An 18,846-nucleotide genomic window follows, 5' to 3' on the forward strand; every position below is an offset into this window, starting at 1 on the left:
CCTATCAGTTCTTGCGTCGTGCCGCCTTGCGGCCCGTCTCCTCACGAGGCGGGTGCGCGACACGAGGATCCGCCGGAGACGGGTCGAGCCGCGTTCGGTACGGGCGGCGGGTACGGATAGCGTCCGCCATTGCGGCGTACACCTCCAGGATCACGCGCTTGGTGCGGTACTCCCCGTAGGCCTTCTCATCGTTCTTCCGTACGATAGGGAAAGTGTCGAGGATGTACTCGGCGTCCTCGTGGGAGATGCCGTAAAGATGGAAGAAGGCCGCGTCGAGCTCGCAGCGAAGCGCGAAGCGCCGATCGGGATCCCAGCGGAAAGGGGGGCCGCCATAGCCCAGATCGTTCGCAAAGCCCTCCAGGTCCCACGCTGTGTATGTGAGCTCAAGGACGTGAGGGCGCAGCCACTCAGCGACTGTCAGGCCCGCTCCCCAAGCCGCTGGCTCGGTGTACGCTTCCGGTCGCAGTACAGGAAGCTGTTTCAGTATGAAATAGGTAAGGGAGGTCCCACCGACCTTCTGGCGCGCCGTGTAGTCGAACGGAAGCGCACAGAGATTCGCGTACAGCGCTGCAACGAGCCGGGGGTCCGCACTGGACATCATCAAAGGAAACTTATGCCCTACGGCCGCACACGGGAGCACCGAAGCAACGACGGTCCTCTCGTTGTAGCTCTTGGACACGTCTCGCCAGCCCAGCAGCCACCCGGATGCCTTCGACTGCCCGAGACGCGCTGACACGTCCTCCGCTGCGACCCAGTATCGCGGCGATGGAGAGTAGTAGGGATCGGTGAGCTTCGTGAGTGGCACGTCTGGAAGAGCGCGTGTATCCGTCCCCTCCTTCTCCGCGGGGCGATCCGCGTAGTCGCCATACCTGTGATCGAAGTGGTGCAGCATCTTCCCTTCGATCAGCGGCAGGTAGCGAGTCCCGTTCCCGACGTATCCGCTCCCGTCACGCGCACACCCGCTTGACTCTAAATCCGCTCGAGAACGGAATAGTTCCGAGTCATTCGCCATGTGAAACATGGTCATGAACCGAAGTGCCCACGGATTGCCGAGCGGATCTTGTTCGCGCCAAAGGACACCTACCCTCCGATACAGCGCTAAGTTGATGTTCGCGTCGCGCCCTGATCGGAAGGTAGGACAAGTCCTCGTGTTGGGATTGACGACGCGAAAGTCGGCTGCCGCAAGCGAGAAGTGCCGTAGCGGATTACTGAGATCAGCCACCTGGTACGCAAAGAAGAGTAAGTCGGCCCGCTCCCGACCCGATCCGATAGTGAGCAGTGAGAACTTCGTCTGCCTTGCCACGTCGACGAAGATGCCGTCTTTGTTCTCAAAGTCGTAGATAGAACGCAGTTGATCGGCGTCGACCAGCGCACAGAAGTATTCTTTTGTTGTATCGTCCGTTGCGATTCCAGTCGGCACAATGAAGCCGGCGCGCCCCGACGGTCCGAGAATGGTCCGGTTATGCTCGGCAAAGAGCGTGTACGTGTTCACGTCTCCCTTCCCGCACAGCGGGAACCGGCCTGAGTTGCGAGCCAGGTGGCTTTGACCTTCGGCCTCCCGGCTCGCCGCCTTCCAGTCGCTCCACAGGGCGGGGTCGATCCTGGGCAGGGCGCTTATGAGCTTCTTGCGGGACGCAGCATTGGGAGCATCCGCGATCTCGGGGCTGCGCGAGGCGAAGAACTCCTGTTCCTGAAGCTTCACCCGCTCCCACGGTGGGTTTCCAATAACGACGTCGAATCCTCCCCGCGCAAAGATTTGAGGGAACGCAAGGTGCCAGTGAAAGAATCGGTACTGGCTCGATAGGTCTTGCACCGACTTCTCGGTGAGCGGCGGCTGACCCCTTCCATCACGAATCTGCCTCCACAACTCGTTCGTCGGTGCTGCCTCCACAATCGGGGAGGGCTTCTTTGGTTCTAGAGGTGGCTTGGGCCAAACAAATGCCGCGCACCAAGCATCGGCCACAAGCCGTTGGTGCCGGTAGGCAGCGGAGGCGCGAAGATCTTCCCAGCGAGCTTCCTTGCTAGCCACGGCTGCTAGATCCGCATCGGGAGCCTCGTCGAGCGCGGCAACTGCTTTGGCTACCTCAGCGGACTCCCGCTCGCCAACCGGCGCTTTCGACAGATCAAACGCTCGCTGCCCTTCTGCGGCAGCCTTGTTTTTCTTCTTGAGGAGGCTCGCCGTCTTCTTGTCGTCCCCCTCGATGGGCTCGAAGGCGGCATCGGGCACACCCCTCTTCATCAACTCCGGCGTCGCACCGAGGAGCGCATTCCCGCGTTGGACGTGAGAGTCGAGGAACGAGAGCGGTTGCCCGGGCTCGACGGCCTCCATCCAAAGACTCACGCGGCAGAGTTCCACCGCCATCGGGTTCACGTCGACACCAAAGACGCACCGACTTATGACTTGGCGGAGCGCGTGGCGGTACTCCGCGGGCAAGGGAGTTCCCTCGGCTTGGAGCCGCGCCACCTGCGCCGCGAGGCGGCGCGCAGCAGCGAGAAGGAAGTGACCGCTGCCGCACGCTGGATCGACGATGGCGAGGCGGAGGAGCGCCTCCGCTGGGCTCGCGGGGTTTGCCGCGATGGTCTGCTGCACCACGGGTTCAAGCGCGGTATCGAGTAGAACCTGCACGAGCGAATCGGGGGTATAGTAGCTGCCCGTCGTCTTCCGAGCGTTCCCCTTTGTCTCGGCTCCCGTAGCGAACGTGAAGCCTCTTCCTCCTCCAACGATGCGCGGCACTAGCTCGAGGAGGCTCTCATAGACGCTGCCGAGCTCCTCAGGCCCCATGTCGCGCCAGTTCACGCGCGAGAGCCCGGAGTCCTCGCGCAGCCATGAGAGCTTGAATAGCGCCAAGAGAATGGCGCGGTTCTCAAGCCTCGCGGAGTCCAGGTGAGGACACTGGTGCGCGGCGAAGATGCCACCGAGTGCGGGCAGGGCGAGTCGCGGCTCGCCGGTAGCCACGCCGCGCAGTACGACCTTCAGTCCCTCCCACAGGTCTGAGAAGCGATCGTGTGCGCTTCGCTTGAGCGACCGATCGCGGACTCGGCGAAGGGCGTACCCGTCCGCGTAGAGCTTGCGCTGGGCTTCGTCCGCGCCGTCGGGGTGCAGCACCCCGCGCTCCTCGACGGTCAGGAGGAAGATGATCCGGTAGACGAGGCGGAGCAGTTCCTGGAAGTAGGCCTGTGTCGTCAGATTCCCGGCGTGCAGCGCCTCGCGTAGGCCTGCGTTTCCAGGGTGTGCGAGGAAGCCCGTCCCGAGCGCGACAAGAGCGTCCTCCACCCCGTTCCGCAGGTGCTCCCGAGCACGCGTGCCCTCCTCGCGACCGGCCGCGCGCCACGCCTCGAGGGCACACTCGGCCGCCGGAGTCCCGTGCCTGCCGAAGCGGGTTTCGTGTGCGACGAGCCACAGGGCGGCGAAGTCGGCGTAGCGGGTCTCGGTGAAGATCCGCTCGAGGTCGGCCTCGAGCCAGGTCGGGCGCGTGAGGCTCGCGTTGTCACGGAGCACGCGGAGCGTGACCCCATCGCTGGCGATCCCCCACATCGCGCCGTCCGAGGCGTTCAGGTACTCCTGGGCGAGCCCGAAAGCACTTCGTCGACGCGCACCGTCGCCGAACACCGGGTTGGGCCGGTCCAGACCCGAGCCCGCAGAACCGATCACGACGGGCACGCGACCGCCAAGCGCGACATGGCCGAGGGGGTACATCCTCCCCTCCACCTCGAGCGATCCTGTCGCGGCGAGCGACGCAAAGCCGAATGCCTCGCGCAGGAGCGCAGTCACGAAGCGCTCCGCGAGCGCCTTCGGGTCCGCGCCCGCGGCCTTCCCGGCGGCGAACTCCGCCCAGTGCGCCTGCGCGATGCGCCAGTAGCGGCCGATCTCGTCCCGGACGTTGAGGCCCTTCGGGATCCGATAGTCCGCCTCTCCCTGCTGGTCCGCCAGGAGCTGTGCCACGCGCGCGAGCCACTCGGGCGAGAGGAGCCCACCTTCGATGGTGAGCGCCTCGAACGCGATCTGGACGTCACGGTCGCGGCGGCGACGGGGGGCCATCTCAGCGATCTCCCGGGAGGAGGACGTAGACCCCTACGACATCGGGCGGAAGGAGCGCCTTCACCGACCACGAGCCGCGTGCATCCGCCGCCTCGCGGACCCGCCTGTGATCAGCGAGGAGCGCCTCGGCACGACGCCGCGTGAAGGCTTCCAGCTCCGCGATCCGGTCGGAGAGCAGATTGACGGCCTTCGCGAGAACGCGCTCCACCACCCGCGCCGGCGGGTCCTTTAGCGGGGCGAGCGTCAGGAGCTTGAGGGCGTCCAGTCCCTCGACGACCCGCGGGGACTCGACACCGCCCCAGGCGAGAGCGGCGGCCTCCTCGACCAGCAGGGTGGAAACCCGTCCCCTCCTCGCGGTCAGCTGGTGGCGCAGCCGCAGTAGCGCCACGGTGGTCTGCTCCGAGACGTCCTTAGAGACCCAGCAGCCGATGCGGCCCAGCACGCCGGCATCGGGGGCCTCGCCGTTCCCGGCGTCGTCGCGAACGTCTGCGAGCGTCCGCTCTAGGAGAGTCTCCGCAAGGATCGCGACGAGTGGGTGGCTACGCTGCACGGCCCTGCACCGCGGCGCAGGAGGGGTCGCGAAGTCCACGAGCGGGGCTCCCGTCAGCCCCTCCGCCTCCAACCGTTCCCGCACGTCCTCGGGGAGCGGCGCGAGCGCCGCCTTGAAGCCCCGGCGCTTCGTCGACGAGAGGGGCTCGAGCCCGGACCCGAGGCGGGCGAGAGAACGACCCGTGAACCGCTCCACGTCCCCCTCTCCGCCGATCGCGGAGAGGGTCTTCTGCCACTCGGGGAGGACGTCGTCGGGCCTGAGGCGGCGCTGGGCGAAGACGGTGCGGTTCGCCTTTGCGACAATGGCGGCATCGCGCCAGCGATCGTCGATCGCTCTGGCCTCCGGCGTCTCGCTGAAGTCGAGCACGCGCTGCTTGCGATCGGACTTGTGTCGCAAGAAGACTGCACGCATCAACGCCTGCGTGAGTGAGTGGCTCTCGTCCGGCAGCGGGACCGGGACGCCCAACTCCTGCCGGATCTTCTCGGCCTTCCGTAGGATGACCTCGAGGACGGCGCCGTCGACCGGGTTGTTCGCGCCGTAAATGAGCGTCGCGCGGACGACGGGGCTCTTCTGGCCGAAGCGGTCCACCCGTCCCTCGCGTTGCTCATGACGAGTGGGGTTCCAGGAGAGGTCGTAGTGAACCACCGCGTCGAAGTGACCTTGCAGGTTGACGCCCTCTGACAGGCAGTCGGTCGCAACGAGGAGGCGCCGCTCCGCTTCGCCCATGTCCTCGACCCGCTCCTTGCGCTCGTCCGACGTCAGCTCGCCCGTCACGACGGCCAGCTTCACGCCACCGAAGCGCCCTTCGAGGTGCTTCGCGAGGTAGTGCGCGGTAGCGATGTACCGGCAGAAGACGACCGGGTTGAAGCCATCGTCGATGAGCTTGCCGAGGTGGTCGGTCAGGAGCTTCAGCTTGGGATCGCCGGACTGGCCAGCCAGCTTCTCGGCTTCGTCGATCAGGCCGGCCAGCGCGCGATCCTCGATCTCGAGAGGAGGCTCTACGTCGTCCTCGACCAGTACATCGCTCGAGCCATCGAAGATCCGCTCTTCGAGAGCATCCTCTTCGAACTCCCCTTCGCCTGCTCGGGCGCGGCTGCGGAGCGCCTGCGCTCCGGCGGCCGGGCTCGAGGCGACGCAGCGCATCAGCGCGAGCGTGCCCCAGAAGTTCAGGCGTCGCCGGCGCTCGTCACCGCCGGCGGCCTCCACCACCGCAGCGCAGTAGTCCAGTACGCCCTCGAAGAAGCGGTCCCAGGCACCAGTCAGCTGGTAGGTGAGCTCCTTCGTTTCGCGCTTGGGGAAGGTGTGCCCTTCCTTCCACTCGTCGAGGTCCGGCCTGCGCCGTTGAACGAAGTGGCGCGACAGCGCCTCGCGGAGTTCCTCCCGCTCCTTCCCACTCGCGTCCTTGAGCGTCCCGAACCGCGCGTCGATGAGACCGAGGAGACGATAGAAAGCGTCCTCGTCGCCGCTGTGCGGCGTGGCGGTGAGCATCACGAGGTGGCGGGCAATCGCCGCCGCGCCGCTCGCGACCAGACCCTTGAGCAGCTCGTAGCGCTGGTGCCGCCCCGCTCCGGGTGCCGCGCACGTATGCGCTTCGTCCACGATGACGAGCTCGGGGCACGCCCGCAGGAAGTCGTCCCGGCGCCGATCGCTCTTGATGTAGTCGAGGCTCACGACGGTGAAGCGGTGGACAGAGAAGATGCTCTCCGTCTGCGGCAGGTCGCGCTCGAGCCGGTTCGCCGTGCCGGCGGTCACGGCGACCGCTCGGATGTGGAAGCGGTCCTCGAGTTCCGCAAGCCACTGGTCGACGAGGTGGGGCGGACAGAGCACCGTGAACCGCTCGATCTCCCCGCGATCGAGGAGCTCTCGCGCCACCAGCCCCGCTTCGATGGTCTTGCCGATGCCCACGTCGTCGCCGATGAGAAGGCGAACGGGGTCGAGCTTCAGCGCCATGAGCAGCGGCACGAGCTGGTAAGCGCGGGGCTCGACCGAGATCTGGCCGAAGCTGCGGAATGGGCCCGCGCCGCGGCGGAGCGAGAGCAGGAGTGCGTCGCGGAGGAGGAGCGCCGAGTCCTGTCCGCCCTGCTGGGCCAAGGCCGGAACCGGGAAGGTCGCGTCGGTGACTGGCTCGGCCTCGAGGCCGAGGTGCACGACGGCGAAGTCCTCCTCGGAGCCCGAGACGGGCCGCAGCCTGAGAACCTCCGCATCGCTTCCCGTGAGGACGATCCACTCGCGCCCCCGGGCGCGCACGAGGCTGCCCGGGCTGTACTGGACGTTGGGCATGCGCTAACCCCGGAGTTCCTTCGCGAGACGCTCGAACGGCTCGCCCCAGCGGTCCTCGGTTCCTTCGAAGGCGATCACCTCGTACCCGCGGTCACGCAGCGGGCCAGCCTGCGAGGCGTCGCCGAGCACGACCGCGACGAAGAGGTCGCGCCAGACGAGCGGGTACGTCTCGCCGTTCGCGGCGAGCGGCTCCGGATCGGGGCGCGGCAGATCCCGATCGAGCGCGAGCGCGAGCCACCGGGCGACCGCGGGAGACGCGGATGGGCCTCGAGGAGAAGCCGGGGCGGCGGGCTCGGTGGACGGATCCTCCACCTGCTGGGCGAGGCCCTCCACCCTGGCTGACGCGAGCCTCCAGAGAATCTCGCGCGCCTTCTCGTCGCGGCGGTCGAGTAGCTCGTGGTCGGGCTGGTTGTAGTACGACATCACGCACCGGTAGCACGCCGCCACGCAGCGCGTCCCCGCCACGTCCCGGAGCTTCTGCGGATCCGGGGGCAGCGTCCGGCCGTCGGGGCCGAGGTCGAAGTGCAGGATCCGAAGCGCGCGGAGCGCGATCTGCGCGACCGACTCCGGCTCCGCTACGAGCCGGGTGAGCACGCCCGCGCCGCCCTCCGTCGCCTCGTAGAGCAGGAACCCCTTGCGGTCGTCGCGGGTCGGCATCGGCTCCGCGAGGATCTCGCTCTCCTCGAGTTGGAAGACCGACTCGATGCCGCGCAGCAGCGCGTGCTGGACCGTCGCGAGCGTCTTCTCGTCGAGGCTCGTCTCGGCCGGCTTCACGAGAAGCGCGTTCTTGCGGTCGAGCACCCACGGCACGATCCGCTGACGAGGCGCCGCGGTGGGATCGCCGGTCCCGTCGCCCTCGTCCTCGTTCTTCGCCCAGTAGCCCGTGACCGGGTCGATGAGGAACCCGAGCTGCTTCCGGTTCGCGCGACGCCGGAGCCCCTTGTTGATGCGAGAGATGGTGGCCCCGGGGCCGTAGACCAGCCGGACGACCTCCCCGTGTCCGTCCGCCGCCGCGCCCTTCCGGAAGTCGAGGACGCCCTCGCGTCGCGCCCACTCGAAGGTCGTCTGGAGCTCGAAGCCCTGGCGCTGACGCTCCTCGTCGTTGGCGGTGATCCGCTCCGCCTGGAGAGTCGCCACGTTCTCGATCCGGTAGATGCTGTTCACGATCTCGGCGTCACCCAGCGGAACGCCGCAGGCGTGGCACACGGAGGTCCTGTCATCGAAGTGTCCCCCGCCGCACTCCCTGCAGATCCGGACGGTCTTCGTCGGCAGCATGGAGTCGGGCGTCGCGCTCTCCTTCTGGTTGAGCGCGAGCAGCGCCCGGACGACGCGATAGGCGCGGCCCTCGTGGTAGACGAGGCTCCGCGGCCCGAACTCAGAGAGCGCGAGGAAACGGGGACGCTGCAGATATGTCTGCTTGCCGCGTCCGTCTGCGGTGGCCGGCACGTAGGCCATGAGCGGCAGCCGCGGGAAGTTGTACCCGGGAAGGAAGCCCTCGGTGGCGAGGTATCGGTATGTGTAGAAGTCACTCGAGAACGTGCTCGAGCCCTTCTGCAGCAGGTTGATCTGGTCGAATGCCTGCGCGTGGCGACTCTTCGCCGCCAGCCGGTCCTGGTTGGACGCCGAGTAGTCGTCCATCATCCGTCGGGAGGCGTCGCGCTGCGCCTCGGCCGCGGCGAGAAGGTCGCGCCAGCGGTCGAATGCCTTCGAGAGCTCGTCCAGGGCGCGGCCAGCCACCTGCTCCGCGAACGCCTCGCGGCCGGGGTACCAGGGCGCGGCCTCGCGCGTCAGCTCCGGGTCGACGAGCTCCAGCAGGCGGCGAATGCGCGCGGTGGCCTCCTGCGTGACACGTGGCTCGGCCATCGGCTTTCGCACGTCCTCGCGCATCGGCCGCGCGGGGTCTGAGAGGACGAGGATGTCCGCGATGGACGGATCGAGCGGCTGCTCGGTGCAGGCGAGCCAGATCGCCTGCAGGTGGCTCTCGACCAGCTCGCGGTTCGCGAGGTCGAGGAGCGGCGGGCGAACCTCTCCGTACACCATCGCCTTCGGATCGCTGAAGAAGTACTGATCGTGCGGGCTCTGCGCCGCGCAGTAGGTGAGCACGAGCGCGGCCTGGCCGCTGCGCCCGGCGCGCCCGCTGCGCTGCGCGTAGTTTGCGGGGGTGGGCGGCACGTTGCGGAGGTAGACGGCGTTCAACGCGGAGATGTCCACGCCGAGCTCCATCGTGGGCGAGCAGAAGAGCACCGGCAGGAATCTCGTCGCCTCACCCATCTGTCGGAGCTGATCGGCCGCCGTCTTCAGCTCCTCCCGCTCCTTGTCGCCGTAGCGGAAGCGCTTCTCGCGGATGACGCGCTTGTCGCCCTCGACCTGCGCCGTGTGCTCGCGCGCCTCGAAGCCGAAGAGCGGGTGCGCCGGCGAGCGGAGTAGATCGGCGAGGGTGCCGTAGAACTCCTCGAAGTAGGGATTCCTGACGACGGCCGACTTCTTCCGCCGCTTGCGGCGCGGCTGCGCCGGGTCGTCCTGCCGGAAGAGGACGCAGTCCTCGTTGAGCCGCCAGCCGGTCACGTCGCCGAAGGGCGTCGCCTCCTCGGAGACCAGCCCGTGCTCTCTCGCCGCGCGGAGGATCCCGACGATGAGCTTCTCCATCTCGTCGGTCTTGAGCTGCCGAACGGCGCCGCTATCCCAGAGCTCCGTGTCTCGGAGGATGCGGCCCAGCGCGCTCCGGGCGCCACCGCGCACGACGAGATCCTCGTCGCGCAGCGCGATGTCGCGCCGGCTGAGGGGCGCTACGATCAGCCAGCGTGCGCGCCGCGGCTGCTCGTCCTCGCCAAAACCCCAGGGCGGACGCAGCCGTGCGAACGATCGGGCGCGGAGCGACTCTACGTTGCTCGCGTCCAGCACGACGCTGCGGATCGCCATCCACTTCCGGAGGTGATCGAGGACCTCGCGGTAGACCTCGCGACGCACATTGACGCTCGCCGCCTTCAGGATCGGGCTCGCCTTCGCGATCTCCTCCTCGTCCGCGATGAGCTCCTCGAGGCCGAGGTACTCGACGTCCACGAGCCCCAGCTGCTCGAGGTTTGGGTTCGTGTAGCGCCACCCGCGCCGCTGGTCGAACCAGATGCGGTAGGCGAGCACCTCGCGGAGCGTCTTCTCCGCCTCCTGCAGGTTGAAGCCCTTGAGGCTCGGCTCGAGCAGCCACTCTGCCCTGATCTCCTGGATGGGCCGATCGAACCCGAGTGACTTCTGCTGCGCGTCGCCCAGCCGGTCGCTTCGCAGGCCCGCTTCCCCCGCCGCCTCGAGGGCGCCCAGGAATCCGCCGCGGAGGAGGCTCGCGAAGAGGAAGTCGTTGAAATGCCCGGACTGAAGCGCGGCGTCCTGCCGGTTGTCGGTGAAACCGAGCAGCTTCCGCTTGAACGCATCGAGCCCGGATTCCTCGCCGTGCATCCATCGGAGCGAGCTTGCGACGAGGACCGTGGTCGCGGAGCTGCGGCCCTCCGCGGAGAGCGAGGCCAGCCGGTTGCGGTCCCGGGCGGCCGTGCCCTGCGTCTCCTTGCAGCGGAGGCACAGGCGGAAGCGCCCGGGCATGAACCAGGCCCGGTTGCCCGAGCCCACCTTGCCGGTAGGCTCGACCCGAAGCTCTTGGGCGCGGTTCGCGCGGTAGTGTGGCTTGAGGCGCGGCGTCTGGTTGGCGTCGTACTCCAGCCAGTTCTCTGGGTAGTCCTCCACCTGATCTGAGAACGCGAACTCGGCGTCCGGTGGGTGGAGGGTGAGGAACCCGAACACCTCGCCGTCGAGCACACCCTCGGTCTCGTCGGACGCCTCCGCCTTCTCGTCTCCCTCGGGCTTCGGCGGTGCGGCGTCGTCGATGTCCCGCGCGAGCACCGTGCGGTCGCCGGCCTCGGTCTTCAGGCGCACCGGGTGATACTCCTGCCCGCACGTCCTGCAGAAGTGGAGGGGGTAGAGCCGCTTGTCGGGGTGGCCGGGCAGGAACTGCTGGCCGTCAACAGTGACGACCCGCTGTCCGGTTGGCTCGACCGTCGCGAAGGCGTGACCCGCGCCCGAGATGAACTGGTGGAGCTTGAAGGCGAAGAAGCTCGCTTCCTTTCCTCCCGGCCCCGTTCGCTCGACCTCGGGTACGCTCGAGACCATGAGGAGGTTCCGGAGCGCGGTGCGGCACGCGGCCTCTTCCTTTCCCGAGTCGCGCGCGAGCGTCGTCACGGCTTCGCTCACCGTGAGTGGCTGCGCCCGGACGAGGCGTTGGTCTGGCTCCGACCACGTCACTCCGAGGCGGGTCTCGACCCAGATCGCGAGCGGGTGAACACGCAGCGCGTCGTCGGAGATGTCGGCGGGGATCGGCGTGTCGATCGCCACCGCGAGCGCGTCCTTCACCCGGTCGGCGTCCCGGTCCGGATCGGTGACTCGCTCGAGCTTCTCGGTGATGACGTTGTTCGGCGTCACCTTGACTGAGAAGAGCTTCGAGGCGACCCGCGCAACGGCCGCGTTCTTGTCCTCCTGCGAGCCTCCCGAGGCCATCGTGGCCGACGTGCCCACGCACTGGAGGCCGGCCCGGGCGAGGCGTTCCCGGACGCGTCGAACGAGGAGCGCCACGTCCGCGCCCTGCCGACCGCGGTACGTGTGCAGCTCGTCGAGCACGAGAAACCGCAGACCGTGGCAGTTGCCGATGACCTTCTTGTCGAGCGGGTCCTGACGCGTCATCAGGAGCTCGAGCATCATGAAGTTCGTGAGGAGGATGTCCGGCGGATCGTCGGCGACCGCCTGGCGCTCCTCGGTGCTCTCCTGGCCCGTGTAGCGGGCGAAGGTGACGGGCCGCGGGCCCTGGACGTGCTTCAGGAACTTGTCGAGCTCCTCGAGTTGGGAGTTCGCGAGCGCGTTCATCGGGTAGATGACGATCGCGCGCGTGCGCTTCGCCGCGCCAGCCTTCTTCTCAGCGAGCACCGCGTCGACGATGGGAATGAAGAAGCAGAGGGACTTGCCCGAGCCTGTTCCCGTCGTGACAACGTAGCTCTCGCCAGCCGACGCAAGCGAGATCGCTTCTTCCTGGTGCTTGAATAGCTTCAGCGTGTCGCCGCGGGGCTGTTCCGGGGTCGGATCAGTGCGGAAGATGTCCGCGCATGCGGGCTGCAGCTCGCCGGCGACGACCAGCTTCTCGACCGTCGTTACGCGCTGATAGTTCGGGTTGATCTGGATCAGCGGTTCTGGCCAGTACCGCTTGTCGGCGTAGATCGCGTCGATCTGGTTGCGGAGGTCATCCGCGAAGATCGTCGTGAACGAAGTCGCGAACTCCTCGTACTCGCGAACGACGGTGTCTCGAAGTGAGAAGACATCCATGGGGTGGACGAGGCGCGGATAGTGGTGTGACTGCGGCCCCGCCCCGCCGAGACCGAGAATGGTACACCGGGAGCGGACGTAAAGCGTACCTCATGCCCGCCCCCGACCCCTGACCAGGGGACGCAAGCGGCCCAGGATGAGGGTTGGGCCGGCGCGCCGCAGGCCGGCGTCGTCAGACCGTCTCTCTACGATGCGCGCGGGCAACAACCCGATCGCGATGACCGCCGCCAAGAGCGAGTCGATCCTAACGCGGGATCAGAAGATGCTGTGGGGGTGCAGCGTCAGCGCGCTGCTCGTTTACGAAGTGCGGCAGGCACCCCGTAGCGGATCCGTCGTCGCTCGAGCCTGAGGACATCGTCGGCGAGATGGCGCATATCGTCTCGCGGCGATTCGCATACGCGAGCGACGGCTCGAGATGCTAGCGCCGGTCTGCTTGATACTCGGCCTCCCCCTCTTCGATGCCGCGTCGTGCTGCGCGGAATGCTCGCCTCGGAATGCGAGGGGACTCAGCGTTCAGCGCGTCCCGTTCAGATGCCAGCGCAAGGAGCTGGTCGCGCAAGCCAGGTTCGTCACCGAGCGAGACCTCGACTTCTCTGAAGATACGCGCTCGGTTTCGCAGCGAGCCGTATTTCGCGCCTGAGGCCTGGTGGGCCCTTTCCTTCTCGGACGGATTCAGGAACGTGGACACCGCGGTTAGGCCTGCGACGATCGCCGCAAGTATTCCCGCAAGCGCGGGTTCGTCACGGAATGCGCTTCCACTCGCGACTGCAGCGATCACCACCGACGGTATTCCTACCCACAGCCGAACGGACGCCCATCCTTCACCCGCGTTGTAGTGCGACTTCGAGGAGAACGCGCTGTCTTCCTCGATTCGGAGGGCTTCGCGGCCAATAGCGTCTCTCACGTGATTTTCCATTGCCTATCCGAATGCCGGGAAGTACGTGCCGAAGACGGTTCGCCATTGCTCTATTGCGATGCTGGGATAACCGAGCCAGTTCGCCTCTACAGCCTGCGACGCCACCTCGTGAGCACGGTCGAACACGGCGACAGCGTCGGCAACCGAGGACACGGCCCTGAGCCCCTGAACGTCATCACCGAATCCAGCCGGATCGGGAATCACATACTTGATGGCGTTACGTCCCTTGTCGAACAGCGATGTCATCGCAAGAGCGTAGTCCGCGATAGCAACATTCTCGAACAAGCGTTGAGTCATCATCTCGAGGTAGAACCCGGAAAACGGCGAGCCCGTCGCGCGGTTCCATCCCTTGACCATCTTGACCAGCGGCACGAGGGCGCCACCGTGAGCCTTGTTCGCGGCCGTAATGATTTCCTGATGCCTCTTAGGATCCGTGCTGATCCAACCGGAGCGGGTCGTATCTGGAATAAGAAACCCTCCACCATTTCGGTAGAACCCGGGGACCACGTCGACTGCGAAATCCTCAAACGTGATGGTGACTGCTTGACCGTTTCGGCTGATCCTCGGCGTCCGCGGGTACCGCCTCAGCAGCACCTGCCTCGCCACCTCGAGCAACGATGCAGGCGAGTTGTTCGCGAAGTATGAGGCGTCTAGGACGACGAAGATGTCGATGTCTGCCTCGGACATCGGGCCGATCATCGTCGAACGAGCGTAGGAGCCGGTCAGAAAACTGTCCAACACCTTGATATGGTTTCCGACGGCTTGCCGCACCGCGTGGTGTCGGGCGGAAACCGTTTCTACCTGAAGCCCGGTGATCCCGAGATTCGATTGCAATTCGCGGAATGCCTCCCCGACGGCTCGGGCCATCCCAGCCTCCTTCCGCGACCAGCTACTCCGGAAAGGTGCGGTTGAACAGACGATCCCACGCCCGCCACGCGGCCTCACTATCCCCGCGTTTTTCAGCAGTGAGCGCGGTGGTGGCGAATGCGACAGCGGAACTGATCGCCTCGCCTGCGGCCTGCCTCTTCGCCTCTGTTGAGCATGCTGGCACTTCCCCCGAGATGCCCAGCGGGTCGGTGATCGGCTGACACTGCGCGCGCTGCAGGACTTGGAGGCCAGAGACGAAGCATTCTGCATAGCTCATCCCAACACGACACACATCCTCTGCCGAAAGCCGAAGCTCAATGTGAAATGACCCAATCGGAACCCGCAACGAACGACAAGTACGCCAGTACTTCAGGAGCTGTGCAGTAGCGCGAAGTTTCTTCCCGCTTCGCGCGTTGGCCTCGAGGATGTACTTGTTGTGCCCCTCCGGACTGGTGTCTAGCCAGCCACCGCGCCCATCCGGCATCCGGTACAGCGGGCGGCCATTGGTGGACATCCCCAGGAACACGGCCGGGACCACATCGACCGGGTCTTCTCCATTCTCGAAACGAACGACCACCGCCTGGCGATCCTTCCCTATCTCGGTTCTTCTGAACCGCTCCTGCAGTGCCGTTCGGACATTTTTCAAGACAGCATCTGAACTGGCGTACTTGCCACCCCAACGTGCGTCGTCCCGAGCAACGACGGCGAAGTAATCTACGTCGCTGACCCCCCTCACGGCCGTTCGACGTGAGTGGCTCCCGACGATCATGAGTTTGTTGAGCGTGAATGCTTCTTTGAGCGCCGCCTCAATAGAGTTCGCGTGCGACTCTGCGCGAGCGATATCCGATTCCGCCGGTTGAATCGAACCGACAAGCTTCGCGAACGACGCCGCGATCGCATTCCGTGCCTCATCTCCGGTGGAACGGGTGACCCCCCGAGCTTCCCCCTTGTGGAGCATCTCGGGCGCAACCGCGCTGTCGTCGTCGCTAGCAGGAAGTGTCGCAACCCGCCCGAGCTCAGGAAGCGAAGCCGATCCTGACCGAGTCTTCCCGAGCATGGCAGCGAGGAGGGCGACGACAACGCCCACCCCGATAGCGATCGTGGCCCTCGGGTGCCGAGATGCCCACACTGCGATCTTCTTGAGTGCTTCTTCGAGTGGGTTTGAACTCTGCAGTTCTGCGATGAGCCTCGCCCCATCGCCCCCCGCCTCGGAGACGACCAGCGTGCGACCATCCGCGAATGCGAGCGCCCAGCCGACAGTCGTCCGCTCCATGCCGCACCAGCCCGGATGCGGCAAGTGCGCAGGCACCTCAAGCCGGGTCCCGGCGACTAGCTCTTGCCAGGAACTCCTCAGCCACTGATCCCAAGACGTGTCCATGATTCAAGGCCCGAGGCGCGAAGGATGCGAGCGAGTCGTCGGAGGATACTTCATGCCGATGACACGCATCTCGCTCGGCCCGACCACGTCGGCTACGTGAGTCCGTTTCGCGGCGACGGCTCAAGACGTGCGACGCGTGTGTTGAAATCGCGAGTCGGTAGGGCTACCGAGCCGCCGCGTGGAAATCCCATTCACAGAGGTACTGACAGCATGACGCCCCCGACGATCGGCAGGCGGTCTCCGTCACCAGCACGGTATCGGCGCCGGACAACTCGAGCCCGCGCTGAAGACATCCCACAACGGTCCAGCAGTGGTCGGCGATGACGAGACCCTCAGCGTCGAACGTACGGATCACGGCAGCGTTGTCGCCGAGCGGCTCGTATTCCCGGCGGCCCACCGTGTAGTACGCGTGGTACAGGCGCGGCACCGTTTCCAAGAAGACCTTCGGGGTCCCGCGAGTCGCCTTCTGTCGGTGGCTGCGGGCGAGGATGGCGTCGGCATATGCGCGGCCGACCTCGACGAAGGCCTCTGCCCGGTCGCCGAACGACAAGACGGAAGCAATCGCGTCGTCGAGGCGAAGCTGAACGCTGAGCGGATACCAGGAAGCAGGACGAACCGATCGCCGCAGCATGCCGGCATCGGCCGGCGCGAGCTGCGAGAGAACTTGGTCCAGCAGCACCGTGGCGCCCTGGTTCCGGAGATACTCAAGGCGGCTTAGAACAAGACTGCCTCTTACCTGCGGTTCGCAACGAAATTTGGACACGCGCGCCCTCCAACGCGGGGCGCTATGTTAACAGCGGGAGCATCACGCACAATGAGTGCGTGTTGACCTGCGACGCCGAAGCGCGCGCTCGCGCCGCGCCGCGGTGGCTCCTTGGCAGATCCCCTCGAAATGCGCGGCTTAGCGATCCTGCCCCACGGCTTCGTATTGCTCCGGCCGCCGTTCTCCAGAGTCGATGAAAACCCAGTAATGGACTCCGCTGTTTCGCTCAGCGGACGGGGAGTACCCGGCTCGGATGCCGGAGCTCTCGCGGTCGGAGGTCCTCGCTTACGTCGCCGCGAACGTTCGCCGGCTGCGTACGCGGAGGTTCACTCAGCAGCAGCTCGAAGCCGCGACGGGACTGGACGTCCAGTACATCCGGAAGATCGAGGGCGGCCGGGTGAACATCACTGTGGATACGCTGCGCCGCCTCGCGAATGCGCTTGGCGTCGCGCCCGGAGCCCTGCTCAGGAAGGCGCGGCTCTCACCGGCTAAGCCGGGGCGCCCGCGGAAGCGTTCTGTGCGCCAGGCGCGGTAGCGGCGGTCCGCACGTCAGCTCCGGGCGAGCTGCGCCGCACTTGTGTGCCGCGGCGGCTGCGGCTCGCGGCGCCCGGGCCCATGCGAGGCGACGAACCCTTGAGATCTCCGAGGCACCGGGGCCCTCGAGAGACCTCGTTTGCGCATGTAGGGAAGTGTATTGCAAGGTGCGATGCATCGATGCTAGGCTCCGCGCATCGCGTGGTGAGGCGACGGCGCCGTCACGCAGGAGGGGCGCAAGATGCGGGCGATCATCGATGTGCTTCGGGCGGTTGGGCTGTGGTTCGCCACGGGTGGCGTCGGCGTCCGGCGGTTCGTCGTCACGCTGCCTCCCCTGGACGCGGACGTCACTCCGGAGCGCCGAGTCACTCGCCGAGTTGTGAGGCCGGACCGCCGGGTCGCTGCCCGCGTCTAGGCCGCAGCCATGCGCTCGCGGCTCGACGCTATCGTTACGGCATCCGGGCCGGTGACGAGCGGCGCGATCAACCAAGCGCGCCACGCGTGCGACGAGGCCGGCTCTCTTGCCGCGCTCGCGGCCAAGCCAACTCCCGCCTAAGACGTTCGCGCTGCGACCAGCTCGAGCGCCGCTCGAGTGGTGACTGGCGACGCTCGCGCACCAGCGAGCTTCGAGCTCCATCCGAGGTGCCCCGGAGCGACGCAGCAAAAGACCGGTGTTCCGATCTGGCACAGCGACGGACCCGCTCGACGCGCGCCGTGGAGGCCCCGCCGTCGTAGACGTCAAGCCGACGGTTATCGGCGCCCCGTGCTAGAGTTTTTAGCCACTTACGTGGCATTCACCGGATCGCTATGGAACCACGACTGCGTTTCGTGCGAACCGCGGCTTCGACTCACCTTGCCGCACGTCTGGATGGCACCAGAGTGCATTCCGGCGCATCGATGCGCAGGGTGGATCTTAACTGTCTCTAGATTAACCGTCAGAAGGATGCTAAATGCCTGCTAAGAACAAGAGCGCAGAGGGGCGCCACACAGGGGAGACCACGCCGCGCACGGGAGAGAAGGCCGTGCTGAGCGTTCGGATGCCGATGGAGCTCGCGAACTTCATCCAGGAGGAGGCACGCGCGCGCGCGCTGGCCGCCGGTGTGTCCGAGAAGGACCTGCCGGAGCCCGGAGAGAGGGCGCTCAACCTGACGCGGATGGTGAACACCATCCTCGATGCGTTCCGCACCTACTTCAGCCTGCCGGCGATCCTCGTGGAGCGGCTCGAGGCCGACCGCAAGGCGCTGAAGCTGGGTCGCCTCGATTACCTGCAGCACATCGTCTACATGCGCAGCGAAGCGGTCATGAGGAACGGGCCGGGGTTCGACAAGAGCGGCGCGCCCGCCCCGAAGTCGGGCGGCGGTCGAACCTAGGGGCTCGGAGGGGGCAACCTGAGGAAGCAGAGGCGCACATGGCCTGAGCTCACGGTTCGAGAGCGGCTCCGCCTCCTGCCTCTCTCCGTGCGCGTCTTCCTCGTAGTTCTCCTCGTCGCTGTCGCGTATCCCGGATTCGCGGCCCTCTACTCGGCGCTTCACGGCGCCCAGTCGGGCGGCGCGCTGGCGTGGTCCTCCCGTCACTTTTCGCTCGTCTGGGCCGGCGCGGCCGTGGTCGTGATCGCTGCGCTGCTCGTCTTCGAGCCGCCACGCAGCCCCTCGGCGCGATCGTACCTCGCCCAGCTGCGCGATCGTTTCCGCACGGTTCAGGACGACTTCGAGCGCGCCGTCGCGGCTGCGCTCCGCGACGGGAACGACAGCCAGCCTGACGCGGCAGGTCCCGAACAGCCGGGTCCCGCACCAGAGCGACTCGACGGCCTCGGGGCCGCCGACAACACGAGGAGGTAGGTCCCATGCGGAAGAACGTCCGTCTCTCTGCTCGTCTCCAGCTTTCGGTCGCGCGTGCCGCCGTCGGCCCGCTAGCCGCCGCCGCCGTGTTCGCCCTCGTCGCGCCCGCGGTCGCGCTCGCGTACCCCGGTCAGACGCTGCTCGAGTACGGCCGGAACTTCATCATCGCGCCCCTCGGCCTCTTCGCCATCGTGGTCGGTGTCGGCGGGGCGATGTTCAAGCCCGACCTGGTGAAGGGCGCGATCTGGACTGCGGTCATCTGCGCCTTTCTGTTCGCGATCATCAGTGGCGCGCCCGCGATCATGAGCGCGCTCCAGAACAGCTAGCCC

11 protein-coding genes are annotated in these 18,846 nt (G+C 66.7%); 4 read left to right on the forward strand and 7 right to left on the reverse strand.

Annotated elements, in window-relative coordinates; genetic code table 11:
• Nucleotides 1–4 precede the first annotated feature (4 nt).
• The 7 genes from MNY62_RS08025 to MNY62_RS08055 form a co-directional block, all read right to left on the reverse strand.
• Nucleotides 5–4,039: an Eco57I restriction-modification methylase domain-containing protein gene (locus MNY62_RS08025; protein ID WP_242343610.1), complete on the reverse strand. Its 4,035-nt coding sequence runs from the start codon at nt 4,037–4,039 to the stop codon at nt 5–7.
• A gap of 1 nt (nt 4,040) precedes the next feature.
• Nucleotides 4,041–6,551: a helicase-related protein gene (locus MNY62_RS08030; protein WP_242343611.1), complete on the reverse strand. Its 2,511-nt coding sequence runs from the start codon at nt 6,549–6,551 to the stop codon at nt 4,041–4,043.
• Between the two features lie 321 nt (nt 6,552–6,872).
• Nucleotides 6,873–12,221 (reverse strand): DEAD/DEAH box helicase, encoded by a 5,349-nt coding sequence (locus MNY62_RS08035; protein WP_242343612.1) that lies wholly within the window; start codon nt 12,219–12,221, stop codon nt 6,873–6,875.
• Nucleotides 12,222–12,639: 418 nt separating this feature from the next.
• Nucleotides 12,640–13,137 carry an SLATT domain-containing protein gene (locus MNY62_RS08040; RefSeq protein WP_242343613.1) on the reverse strand — a complete coding sequence of 166 codons (498 nt, stop codon included), beginning with the start codon at nt 13,135–13,137 and terminating at the stop codon, nt 12,640–12,642.
• Nucleotides 13,138–13,140: 3 nt separating this feature from the next.
• A complete protein-coding gene (locus MNY62_RS08045; RefSeq protein ID WP_242343614.1) occupies nt 13,141–14,004 on the reverse strand; it encodes a CBASS oligonucleotide cyclase in 864 nt (287 codons plus the stop codon).
• 22 nt (nt 14,005–14,026) lie between these two features.
• Nucleotides 14,027–15,277, reverse strand: a complete 1,251-nt coding sequence (locus MNY62_RS08050) for a nucleotidyltransferase domain-containing protein (protein WP_242343616.1) — start codon at nt 15,275–15,277, stop codon at nt 14,027–14,029.
• A 268-nt stretch (nt 15,278–15,545) separates the two neighbouring features.
• The gene (locus tag MNY62_RS08055; RefSeq protein WP_242343618.1) at nt 15,546–16,061 is read right to left on the reverse strand and encodes a DUF2378 family protein; all 516 of its coding nucleotides are present in this window, start codon (nt 16,059–16,061) and stop codon (nt 15,546–15,548) included.
• 337 nt (nt 16,062–16,398) lie between these two features.
• Here MNY62_RS08055 and MNY62_RS08060 point away from each other — a divergent pair, with 337 nt between their 5' ends.
• From MNY62_RS08060 to MNY62_RS08075, 4 genes are all read left to right on the forward strand, one after another.
• Nucleotides 16,399–16,680 carry a helix-turn-helix domain-containing protein gene (locus tag MNY62_RS08060; protein ID WP_242343619.1) on the forward strand — a complete coding sequence of 94 codons (282 nt, stop codon included), beginning with the start codon at nt 16,399–16,401 and terminating at the stop codon, nt 16,678–16,680.
• Nucleotides 16,681–17,629: 949 nt separating this feature from the next.
• Entirely contained in the window at nt 17,630–18,049 is a 420-nt protein-coding gene (locus MNY62_RS08065) for a hypothetical protein (protein WP_242343621.1), read from the forward strand.
• Nucleotides 18,050–18,136: 87 nt separating this feature from the next.
• Nucleotides 18,137–18,517, forward strand: coding sequence for a hypothetical protein (locus tag MNY62_RS08070; RefSeq protein ID WP_242343623.1), 381 nt, complete (start codon nt 18,137–18,139; stop codon nt 18,515–18,517).
• 5 nt (nt 18,518–18,522) lie between these two features.
• Nucleotides 18,523–18,843 (forward strand): hypothetical protein, encoded by a 321-nt coding sequence (locus MNY62_RS08075; RefSeq protein ID WP_242343625.1) that lies wholly within the window; start codon nt 18,523–18,525, stop codon nt 18,841–18,843.
• Nucleotides 18,844–18,846 lie beyond the last annotated feature (3 nt).

It is taken from the genome of Anaeromyxobacter terrae, from assembly GCF_022690685.1.
Lineage (GTDB): Bacteria > Myxococcota > Myxococcia > Myxococcales > Anaeromyxobacteraceae > Anaeromyxobacter > Anaeromyxobacter terrae.

Bases quoted from the DNA above. Each gene is read 5' to 3' on its own strand.
- MNY62_RS08025 (WP_242343610.1), bottom strand. From the start codon at position 4,039: ATGGCCCCCCGTCGCCGCCGCGACCGTGACGTCCAGATCGCGTTCGAG.
- MNY62_RS08035 (WP_242343612.1), bottom strand. From the start codon at position 12,221: ATGGATGTCTTCTCACTTCGAGACACCGTCGTTCGCGAGTACGAGGAG.
- MNY62_RS08040 (WP_242343613.1), bottom strand. From the start codon at position 13,137: ATGGAAAATCACGTGAGAGACGCTATTGGCCGCGAAGCCCTCCGAATC.
- MNY62_RS08045 (WP_242343614.1), bottom strand. From the start codon at position 14,004: ATGGCCCGAGCCGTCGGGGAGGCATTCCGCGAATTGCAATCGAATCTC.
- MNY62_RS08050 (WP_242343616.1), bottom strand. From the start codon at position 15,277: ATGGAGCGGACGACTGTCGGCTGGGCGCTCGCATTCGCGGATGGTCGC.
- MNY62_RS08060 (WP_242343619.1), top strand. From the start codon at position 16,399: ATGCCGGAGCTCTCGCGGTCGGAGGTCCTCGCTTACGTCGCCGCGAAC.
- MNY62_RS08065 (WP_242343621.1), top strand. From the start codon at position 17,630: ATGCCTGCTAAGAACAAGAGCGCAGAGGGGCGCCACACAGGGGAGACC.
- MNY62_RS08075 (WP_242343625.1), top strand. From the start codon at position 18,523: ATGCGGAAGAACGTCCGTCTCTCTGCTCGTCTCCAGCTTTCGGTCGCG.